This window comes from Tolypothrix sp. PCC 7712 (assembly GCF_025860405.1).
In the GTDB taxonomy this organism is placed as follows: domain Bacteria; phylum Cyanobacteriota; class Cyanobacteriia; order Cyanobacteriales; family Nostocaceae; genus Aulosira; species Aulosira diplosiphon.
This window is the reverse complement of sequence record NZ_CP063785.1, coordinates 4,638,351-4,649,182: the sequence shown is the minus strand read 5'-3', so window position 1 is coordinate 4,649,182 and position 10,832 is coordinate 4,638,351. Positions and strand designations below refer to the sequence as shown.

General features: G+C 38.2%; 8 protein-coding genes and 1 riboswitch. All 8 genes read right to left on the bottom strand.

The features are described from left to right. Positions 1-1,977, bottom strand: coding sequence for a non-ribosomal peptide synthetase (locus HGR01_RS19135; protein WP_235623127.1), 1,977 nt, complete (start codon positions 1,975-1,977; stop codon positions 1-3). Positions 1,978-3,059: 1,082 nt separating this feature from the next. Further along, positions 3,060-4,181: a sensor histidine kinase gene (locus HGR01_RS19130; protein WP_045873877.1), complete on the bottom strand. Its 1,122-nt coding sequence runs from the start codon at positions 4,179-4,181 to the stop codon at positions 3,060-3,062. 19 nt (positions 4,182-4,200) lie between these two features. Next, positions 4,201-4,617, bottom strand: coding sequence for a hypothetical protein (locus tag HGR01_RS19125; protein ID WP_045873876.1), 417 nt, complete (start codon positions 4,615-4,617; stop codon positions 4,201-4,203). Beyond that, entirely contained in the window at positions 4,618-5,115 is a 498-nt protein-coding gene (locus HGR01_RS19120; RefSeq protein ID WP_045873875.1) for a Rab family GTPase, read from the bottom strand. It lies immediately after the preceding gene. A gap of 2 nt (positions 5,116-5,117) precedes the next feature. Beyond that, a complete protein-coding gene (locus HGR01_RS19115; protein ID WP_052335399.1) occupies positions 5,118-7,031 on the bottom strand; it encodes an OmpA family protein in 1,914 nt (637 codons plus the stop codon). Positions 7,032-7,204: 173 nt separating this feature from the next. Then, on the bottom strand, positions 7,205-7,813 hold the full coding sequence (locus HGR01_RS19110) for a hypothetical protein (protein ID WP_045873874.1): 609 nt from the start codon (positions 7,811-7,813) through the stop codon (positions 7,205-7,207). A 440-nt stretch (positions 7,814-8,253) separates the two neighbouring features. Continuing rightward, the gene (locus HGR01_RS19105) at positions 8,254-9,591 is read right to left on the bottom strand and encodes an SLC13 family permease (RefSeq protein WP_045873873.1); all 1,338 of its coding nucleotides are present in this window, start codon (positions 9,589-9,591) and stop codon (positions 8,254-8,256) included. 244 nt (positions 9,592-9,835) lie between these two features. Beyond that, on the bottom strand, positions 9,836-10,480 hold the full coding sequence (locus HGR01_RS19100; protein WP_045873872.1) for a universal stress protein: 645 nt from the start codon (positions 10,478-10,480) through the stop codon (positions 9,836-9,838). 213 nt (positions 10,481-10,693) lie between these two features. Next, a riboswitch (cyclic di-AMP (ydaO/yuaA leader) is annotated at positions 10,694-10,828 on the bottom strand. Positions 10,829-10,832: the final 4 nt, after the last annotated feature.

Below are 10,832 nucleotides of genomic sequence, written 5' to 3'. Positions count from 1 at the left end.
TTAAACACCTTGTTGATGATGACGGCGACGAGCATGAGCTGCTTGTTGGCGTTGGGCGCGATTTTGCAGCTTGTCAGAAGATGGTTGGCTGTTCTGTTTGAATTGCAAATACTTTGCTAATGCGCCAATTGTTGAATATTGAAAGAGCTTCACCGCAGGTAATTCAATATTAAGTTCTTGTTGTATCCGCGCTGTAACTTGCAGAATTGAGATGGAAGTTGCTCCCAAATCAAAGAAGTTATCATCTATGCCAACGCGCTCAATTTTCAGCAAATCGCCCAAAATACTTGCTAATTGACGTTCTAAATCGGTTTGCGGAGCAATATAGGCTTGTTCGAGTTGCGGACGTTCTCTACTGGGTACAGGTAATTTATGTCTATCAACTTTGCCGTTTGCAGTTAAAGGTAGTGATTCTAACAAGACAAACGCTGATGGCACCATATAATTAGGTAGTTTTTGTTGTAAAACGCTCCGTAATTGATGGTGTGTATAACTACTGTTCTGGTGCGGCACAATATAAGCAACTAACTGCTTTTCGCCTGTTTCTTGCTGAAGTGCTAAAACCACATTTTCCCGCACGTCAGGATGTTGAGCGATTTCTCTTTCGATTTCACCAAGTTCAATGCGGAAACCACGAATTTTGACTTGATTGTCAATTCTTCCTAAAAATTCGATATTACCATCTGATAAAAACCGCGCTAAATCACCAGTTTTGTAGAGGCGCGTTTGTGAACTACCATCAAAAGAGTGAAAAATAAACTTTTCAGCAGTCAAATCTGGACGGTTGAGATAGCCTCTAGCAAGTCCATCACCAGCAATATACAACTCGCCAACTTCTGCGATCGCAACTTGTTGGAGGTTGTCATCTAAGATATAAACTTGGGTATTGGCAATGGGGCGACCAATGGGGATGGAAGCACCTGGTTGCAATGGTGCTGTGATGCTGTAGCAGCAAGTAAAGGTTGTATTCTCAGTCGGGCCATAACCATTAATTAGCTGACAGTTCTCTACAGTTTGGAGAAACTTCTGGACATGGGGAACTGATAATACATCACCCCCGGCTAAAAGTTGACGCAAAGATTTTAAAGCATCAATTTTTTCATCAACTATGAGATGAAATAAACCAGCCGTCAGCCACAAAGTTGTCACTTGGTTGTGCTGAATAATCTGCCCTAATTCTTCTAAAGATGGTGTGTGAGGAGGAGCAATTACTAATTTTCCACCATTGAGTAAGCAACCCCAAATTTCTAAAGTTGAAGCATCAAAGGAAATCGGCGCAAGTTGCAGAATTACTTCTTTATCTGTTAATTGAAGATAGTTAGTTTCTTTGACTAACCGCACAACACCACGATGAATCACACAAACACCCTTGGGTGTACCTGTGGAACCTGAGGTATACATCACATAAGCCAGGTTTTCGGCAGTGATGTTAGTAGTTAGGTTCTCTTGGCTATTTTGAAAAATTGCATCCCAATTTTTATCTAAGCAAATTACAGATGCATTATGAGGAGGTAATTTAGTAACTAAATCTTTTTGAGTTAATAGTACTGATACATTGGTATCAGACAGCATGAAAGCTAAACGTTCTTGCGGATACGATGGATCTAGAGGTACAAAAGCTCCACCAGCTTTAAGAATGGCGAGTAGCCCTACAACCATTTCTATTGAGCGTTCTACACAAATTCCTACTAAAACTTCTGCACCTACCCCTAATATTTGCAGATATTGTGCTAGTTGATTAGCACGACTATTTAAGTCTTTGTAGGTAATTTGCTGCTCGTTAAAAATTAAGGCTACAGCATCGGGTGTTTTCGCTACTTGCGCTTCAAACAACTGATGAATACAAGCTTGCTTGGGATAATCGGTTTGAGTATGATTCCACTCAATTAGTAATTGCTGTTGTTCTGTTGCTGACAAAATAGGTAATTTTAAGGTGTCTTGTTCTGGGTTAGTTTCAGATAGGGAGATTTGATACACCATTGGTAGTAATGATTTTTACGTAAACCTTAATCTGCTCTTTATACAATTAATCAGGCAATTAAAAGCATGAGATATTCCCACTAATAAAGCTGCAATACCACATAGTGATGTCTGCTTCAGCAGTGTGATTCATAGCATTATTTAATTAGTTATTTTTTAAGTGAGAACTTGAAAGTAAATTAAGTTGGTTAACAATTTATCGGATGTTTAAAAACAGCATGTATTAATGCGTACGTGCTAACTCTAGACTTTAGTTATTTCATTCTGACCTAATTTATAAAAATCATAGTTACTTTCAATACATCTTTATTGAAAATTAAAACTTTAGAGCCAATTTCCTAGGTGAATGTTAAGTCTTTATAGAAAAATTAATCGTTGTTCAAGAAGTGTTGACGTTTTGGGAAATAGTGGCTAGAGGCTCAAAAATCAAGGTTACAGAGGAGAAATGTTGATACTCAGCGCGATCGCCTGTTGATTATATTGACAAAACCGCTCTAAATACTGCGTAAATAATAATACTTATAATTAACGCTTAATATTACGGTTGATAAAATAATTAAAAATATACTCAAAATACAATAAACTTACTGAAGATACTTACTTTTACTATTAGCCTATAGTCCAATACGCTTGGGTTAAGCTCATTAGCGATTGATTTGTCACTTATTAAAGAAGCCAGAAGAATTGGGGGATTCTCCCCCAAACCCCCGATTGGGTGACGGTTGCGTCCCCCAAACCCCCTCCAAAATTATTGTTCTGTTTTTTTGTTGAGTAACTAGTACTCTGGGGCGTAAATAGCGCAAAGTTGGCGGTGTCGGTTTCCGTCCCGCCAAACTTTGTAAGAGAAACAGATCATCTGTAATTGCTAAAAGGCTTGTGGTATAAGTATTCTTTCTTTTGAATTTTGAATTTTGACTTTTGCCTTGTTGTACTAGTTTTTTGGTTTTGTTATCAATTAATTTTCTTAACTGAACTGTATTTGGGTATAGTCAAGAGTTGTGATTCAGTTAGTTTTGAGCAATGGACACAAGGGTTTCCTTCCCCCTGCTTCACAAGGAATGGGATGATTTCAGGCTCTGCTAATTTGGCATTTTTGGTTTTAAGAGGCGGAACCAAAAACGAGAACCACCTTCAGGAAGCGGTAAATAACCAATTTTCCCTCCCCAGCGTTCAACTGTAATGCGACAGAAGTAAAGTCCTAAACCTGCTCTACCAGATCTGCTTTTACCTTGAGAGAATTTTTGAAATAACGTTGGTACAAACTCTGGCTCTACACCTGTACCCCGATCATCGACGGTTACCAGCACCGATTCTGCATCTAGTTGTAAGCCAATTTCCACTGTAGACTGCGGTGGGCTATGGCGGAATGCATTTTCTACCAAATTAGAAATTACCCGATCCAAACGCGAGCGATCGCCTACTACTCTCCAATCGGCGGTAAAATCAACATTGCTGGCTATTTGTAATTGCATATCGTTGAGTGCAAAGCTAGGACTCAACACTTTGATTACCTCTTGTACAGAAGCGAGAACATTGGGTGCTTGTTCGGGATCGAGTGTGAAAGCTTCTAGGGATTGCATTTCAGCCGAGAATGCATTCAATATTTCCCGAATCAGCATTTCTTGTTTAATAGTCTGCTGTCTGCCAACTTCTAAATGTTCTTTTCCTTTAGGTGTTAAGTTTTCAAATTCCAGCAGAGCCAAGCAACAATTAATACTACTTAATTGTCCTGCTATATCATGGATAATACAGTGAATTAATACTTCTTTTTTCTGATTATCTTTTAATAATTGCTGATAAACTAATTGGTTTTCTCTAGCTTTTTGGATAATAGATTGTTTTTCGTAAAAAGAATTATCTAATAATTCAATTAATAAAAGTTTTCTGTTATTTAAGCAAATCGCTGAAGCTTCAAAATGATATTCCTTACCAGATAGGGAGCGGTCTGTCCAGAAGCCGGAAGTGAGTTTAGTAGTGCTATTATTTTGCCAAAATTCTTCGGCATCAATCACAAAGTTTTCTAAAAAGGGAAACTGTTCTTCTGGGATTAATACCTCCATCCCTGATGTAATTTTGGGATGGCAAAAATGTCTTAACCAATTGGGTACTGTTCCAGTAACTTTAAATGTACCGAAATTAATTCGCTCTAACACTAAAATATTTAAGGCTGCAAATAGGTCTGCTGTGATAGAGTCATTCATGAGTTTATGCCGCCATAAATTAATTTTGATTTGATTCTTGCTGGAAAATTTTGATTAATTTTTCTTGTAATAAGCTGAATTCATTGGCTTGCTGTTGCACAAGTGATTTATGACTTTCATCGCGAGTAGCATCTAACATTAATATCCAATCACCTTCCTTGGAGGGGAAGAGATGGACATCTGCACAGATACCATATTCAGTTTTCATACGGGGGAGAAATAGAGGAAAATCATCTAATGGTAATAGTCCTTCCAGAAAAAAAACCTGTTCTGTAATATGCTCACCTGCTTGTAGGTTACTAACTCCATATGCTGCCAATTTCCCCCCCCACGCAGACAAGCAACCATCTTTTTTAACTAATAGATAAGCAAGAGAGAGTTCTTCGATAATAAAAGTCAGAAGATAAGCAATCACAGGCGTGGGGATATCTAACATTTATTCATCCATTATTTTTTCAGCAAGAGTTTGAAAAACTTCTGCTACACCCAAACCATTTTTAGCACTTGTTTTTATGACAGTCCAACCTTTGAGCTGCACTGCATCGATTTCTACAGGGTCGATTTCCCATTCATCTGTTAAATCCCATTTGTTAAGTATCATAATAAAAGGAACCTTGCCAATTGTTTCTTCTACTCTTGTTTGCAAGTCAAATGCTTTTTCTAAAGTATTTCTCCGGGTACCATCAACTACTAATAAATAACCAGATGAACCCCGTAAATAGGACATTCTTACTTTTTGAAATTCATCTTCTCCATACAGATCCCAAAGTATTAAATTAATAGTTTTATCTTGAATATTCAGTGTTTTCTTATCAATTTTTACTCCTACAGTAGTATGATATTTTTCTGAAAAAATACTACTTACAAACCTAGATACTAAACTAGTCTTACCTGTGGCAAATGCACCAACCATGCAAATCTTTTTCTGGAGCATAATTATTGAAGTTGCTTCAGCTTAGAGGTGTCGGTTATCAATACTCTGAAGGTAACTCTCCGGTTACCTGCTGGTGCTAATTCTGGTTGTGAAGGGAGAGCAGTATCACCTAAACCTTCAGTTTTCAATTGGCTAGGATTGATACCTTGGGCAGTTAGCTCGGCAAGAATTTTATTAGCCCGGGCTTGGCTGAGTAAATTATTGATTTGTTCTGTACCCGTGGTACTTGTGTGTCCAGAAATTTGCAAACTCACGTTTTTATTCAGAGATTGAGCAATATCTAAAAGTTGATTAATTTTGATTGCTAAATTAGGAAGTTTATTCACTTCACCTGCAATCAACTCAGTTGTGCCTTCAGAAAAAAAGAGCATTTCTTGTTCTAGTTGCTGTTTATATGAATTTAATTGAACCAGGGCAATGTCCTGAAGATTGTTGTCATTAAATTGAGTTACCCCGGGAATAAAACGCCATAAATTCTTTGCTTGAGAAATCCATTGGCGGGGTGCTGCACCAGTGGCGTTAAGAATGCCATTCTCGTCAACTTTTAGGGTTACGGTTTTTGGCGGTTGCAGCAATTTCTCCGATCTGAGGGTAATCAATTGTGGGTCTAATGATATATAAGGTTGCCACTGAGCAATTACGCTTTTTGGATTGATATTTGCTTGCTGTATCAGTTTTTTAGGATCTACAGCTAAGGGATCGCGCATTCCGGAAATAAAATGTTTTCCCTGACGCTGTTCTGTATTCACTACAACGATTCCTGGTTGGGACTCCAGCTTTTGTACATAGGAATGCCAGCGAAATTGCTCTCGGATGGTAACAAAGCCCCAAATACCACAAGCGATCGCAATCGTACTTAAAAATCCCCAGGCATAAGTATAATTTCTTTTCAGTGGTAATTTATAGCCTTCGGCTAGACAAGCTTCTAAATAAGGTTTACTGGTAATAAATGGCTCTGTATCCCCAACGAAATCATTCATTTCGCTGCTTAATCGCAGATGAATTTTCTCGAGGGCATCTTTGAGGGTTAACCTGAATTCTTGGGGAGGCTTCCCCCGAATAATTGCAGCTAGTACTGCTTGTGGCCCTTCTTCAATCCAAATGGTGAGTTCGCCAAACTGCAAAGATTGCAGTCCATCTTCTGTGCCTACACTGAAAGAATCTCTAACAAAATCCTGAATAGCTGTCAACATTGCTGAAACTAAATCAGGATCTTGAGTTGTTACCTGGGGTGCTATCAGGTGTTGCAGCAATAATCCAGTGTTTCTATGAATTAAAAATACTTGTTCTACTCGATAAATCAGTGTGCGGAGGAGAATTATTTCCGCGAATGATTTCCCGGTCTTTTTTGCTTCTAGTCGCCACTGCAAACTTTGTGGTGACAAGCTATGTTCTAAAGTTTGATTTAAAGATTGCAGCATCTCTTCCAAAGCTGTAGAAATCGCTTTGCGAGTTGCGGGGCCAATAATCGGAAAAAAAGTTTCCGAGAGTCTATTTTGGTCTTGTTGAATTGAGTTTTGGAGTGCTGTTTCTACAGTAGTTACTATAGCTTCACCTAATTGTTTATCCTGTTTAGAGCGTAAAACTACAGCTTCTGGTAGCAGACGACTAATATCTTCTGCTTGAATTTGAGGATTCTCTAATCTCTCATATAGTTTATTGAGCGCAGTTGGCTCAACACCAAGAAGCAAACTGCGGAGGATATTTAATTCATCATTGTTTTGTAAATGATGATTATTTACAGGTGAATTAATAGCAACAGTATGAGTATAAGAGTTAGCGGAATCATTTTCTGAAATAGATGATTGGGGTTCTTTTAGAGCAATGGCAGGGTTAATAGCTATGCTAATTTGGCTACCATTACTCAAAGTTTTCAGGGATTCTTTAGCTATTTCATCCGTAGATTTATTACTCATTGCTAAAATTTCCTGATATATAAGCAATACTAAATTTCAGCGCGTTTAACTGTGGCGATTTAACTGTTGTAATGCTTGCCATGAAGCAGTTTCGACCTTTTAAATTTTCAATTTATAAATTTACGTGCTGTAGCACAAATTGAGAATACAATCAGCGTAGCTGGCGAATTTAATTAAGACTTAATATCAGAGTTCAACCTTACAGCTAGTTCTGTAAACAAAGATGCGAGTTTGGAACGGTCTGCTTTATCTCTCCGTAGTTCTTGAGATTCTCTTTCTAATAAAGTCAGGATTTCTTGATACTTCTGCCGAATATCATCTTGTAAGCTATTGGCTTGGTTAAGTATTTGTTCGCGGAGTTCTCGTTGACTATTACTAGTTTGTTCGTCCAATTGGGCAAACTTTTTTTCTAAATTAATGGTGAGGGTTTTCTGTTCTTCAGCAAGCGCTTTAGCTCCTGCATCTCTGTCTATTTGCTCATTTTTCAAGCGCTCTGTTAAAGAATCAACCTCTTTTTTAATATATGATTCTAAGTAATCTAGGCGTTTTTTTGTTTCATCTCGGACATTATTCAATTCTTTAACCAGACGGTCTTCTAAGCGGGTAAATCTTTTTTCAACTTCCCTTACCTGGTTACCAAAAAGAATATCCCTAACTCTATCTAAGCTGTTAAGTTCGGCGAGGCTTGTCCCATTTGATTGTAGTTTATTGATGTCAGAAATTGACCCCCCTTGCCCTGGCTCTCGGGAATTACTATTGGTATATTCTTCTGGCGGGTTCATGGTTTTAATCCTTTTTGAAAGTAGAATTAATTGGGCTTTATAGTTGTTGTACCAGATCTAGCGCCCCAAATATCTCTATGTTGGGTAGAATCTTTGAATACAATCAGCAAAAGCATCTATCCCCAGATATAAATTTATCTGCAGTAGAGATTGTTATTGAGAGTAAATCTTACCCCCATCAAAGGATACCATTACTGAATCAGGGGTCATACCCTACAAACTGCGATGTGATGAGTAGTTAGAGAATGTAGAGTAGGTCATGATTACTGGGAATAAGCTGGCGATCGCAAGCAATCATAGAAACAGACATTGATGATTGCAGAAAGCAAAGAAAAAATTAAATATTTAACTTCATTAAGTTGTTAGGTAGGCACTAGTAATGAATAGAGCGTCAGTGTTGTCATACTTGAGCATGGGTGCTTGACTTACTCCACACTGTACTAGAGTAAAAAGCGAAACAGCACATACAACGCCGAAGCTACTAGTTGTAATAGCATCACCGGAATCCCGTAGTGTAGAAAAGTTTTAAAAGAGATGCGCCTTCCATGCTGCTCAGAAATACCTGCAGCGACGATATTAGAAGATGCTCCCACTAATGTGCCATTACCGCCCAAGGTTGCACCAAACATCATGGCGTAAAACAGTGGTAATACTTCTGGAGGAAATTGTCCTTGGAAGTCGGCTGCTAAAACTGCGGCTGGTGCTAATCCCACGTTGACAAGATATTGTTTCAGCAAGGGTACCATTGCTACCACTAACGGAATATTAGGCACAATGCTAGATAAGATACCCACAAAAAATACTAAAGCTAGCGAACCTAAGACAATATTTTTTCCTAAGACTATTGCTAATATTCCTGATAAACCATTGATTACCCCAGTTTTTTCTAGCCCGCCAATCAGCACAAAGATACTCATAAAGAATATCAATGTGCTCCAATCGACATCTCGTAATATGTTGTTAACTGAATCAATTTTACTGTGGTGAGATAGCAGTAAAGCTAAAGCTGCTCCTAATAAAGCAACAGCAGCAGGGGAAATAGGAACAGGTAGAGATTCGCCAATAACAAAAAATAACAGGACAAAAGCAATAATTAATGTACCCACAGCGAGAACCCGTGGATGATTAATTTCTGGATGTGGTAGTTGTTCAAGATTTTCTAATTTTGTCCGCCAAATTTTGCGAAATAAAAATGGTAATGTAGCTGTTACTGCGGCAACGGCAATAACTCCACCTAAACTTAGTTTCAACAAATAATCTGTAAAACTAATATTAATTGCATCACCAACAATAAATGTCGCTGGATCGCCCACCAATGTCAGTAGTCCAGCACTATTAGCAACAAATACCATTAAAATCAATAAAGGTACAAAATTTATGCCTATTTCTTGCGCCATAGGTGGGATTAAAGGCGCTAGTAACATCACTGTTGTCGCATTGGGTAAAACTGCACAAATAGGCGTAGTAATTCCCACAATTCCTAGTAAGAGACGCTTACCATCACCTTTAGCTAATAGCACCATTTGTGTAGCTAAGTAATCAAATATCTTGGTAGGCTCAAATGCTCTTACTAGTACCATCACACCAAAAAATAAACCCAGTGTGCCATGACTATTACCGATGTAACCAACAGCTTCTTGTAAAGTCATGACGTTGGTAAAAACTAGTAATAATGCTCCTAAAAATGCAGCAATGGTGAGATGTACCCATTCTGTCATGATTAAGACAATGACAGTGATAAAAGTAATGATGCTGAGGATTGCTTGCCAATTTTCCACGCTTTCCCTCTCCTAGTCTAATTATTTGCATAATAATGAAAAAAGCCACCTAAGTATAGGTGGCTTCTGGAGTTAGCATTCCTAACTTGATTTGTGAATTACTCCTAAAGGCTGGGAACACAATAAATAGAAAAGGGAACGAAAAAGAAGCGAATTAGACGGAATGTGGAGTTTTTCAGCAATCAAATCGGAATGTGAGACATCTTAAATTAAATGAAGAGAAACTGAACTCTATAGCCCTTGTTTAATCTTCAATACCACTGGGGATACCTAAAACAGCACAGGGGAAATCGGAACCTAATGCCCGAATAATAGGATGCTCGACAGATCTACAACCGATAAATAGAATATCAGCATTTTCTAATTCCACAACTTTTTTTAGTTCGGTAGCAATTGAACCAAACCGCAAATGTGATTTAAAGGAACCTTGCCATTCCTCTGCTAAACTACGTGCTTGCCATAAAATTTGGTCTGCTTGTTGGATCACAGCTAAGGATTTTTCTTGTAAATTTGGTGCAATAACTGTTAGTTTTGGTTGAGTTAAAACGGGTGTGACGGATTTAGATACATTGCTTGTAGGACACTCTAAAGGAGTGAGATTTCTACTAAAGCTAGAGATATCTGTATATTGACTCTTTTGTTTGTCTGCTACCACATAGACAGCTTGAACTGTGACTTGGGTATTTGTAGCCAAGCGCGTTTGATGGGCAATCCAAAAGGCAATATCTAATGCAGTATGACTTTTGGGAGATGCATCATAAGCGACAATTAAGTTGACTGGTTTTGTAGTAGAACCTTGTATAGAAGAGTTTTTTTCAGGTTCTGGTAACAAGACCATTTGTTCAATTAAGTCGTCTCGACCTATAGTGCTTTGTAGGCGCACTAACATTGGCTTGATTTTCACAGCTTAACTTCTCTCCCATAAAACAAATTACTAATGAGAAGCAGGGTAACCAACTTTGTCTTTTGTCATTTGTCCTTAGTCCTTAGTCATTTGTTCAAATTTCTTACCAATGACGAATGACTAATGACGAATGACTAATAAATAAAATCGGTAAAAGAAACCCCAATAACAACTGGTCTAAAAGCCAAAGTTCTTGGCGGTTCCTTCCACTGCCGACGGAGTTAGCTGACGGGCTAAGACTGGAAGGTGTCTCTCATAAAGATTAGCCCCAAACATTGGTTCCTCCGCTTCAAATCCAAAAAATGACGAATTTGAATTAGGCTACCCACTATTAAGA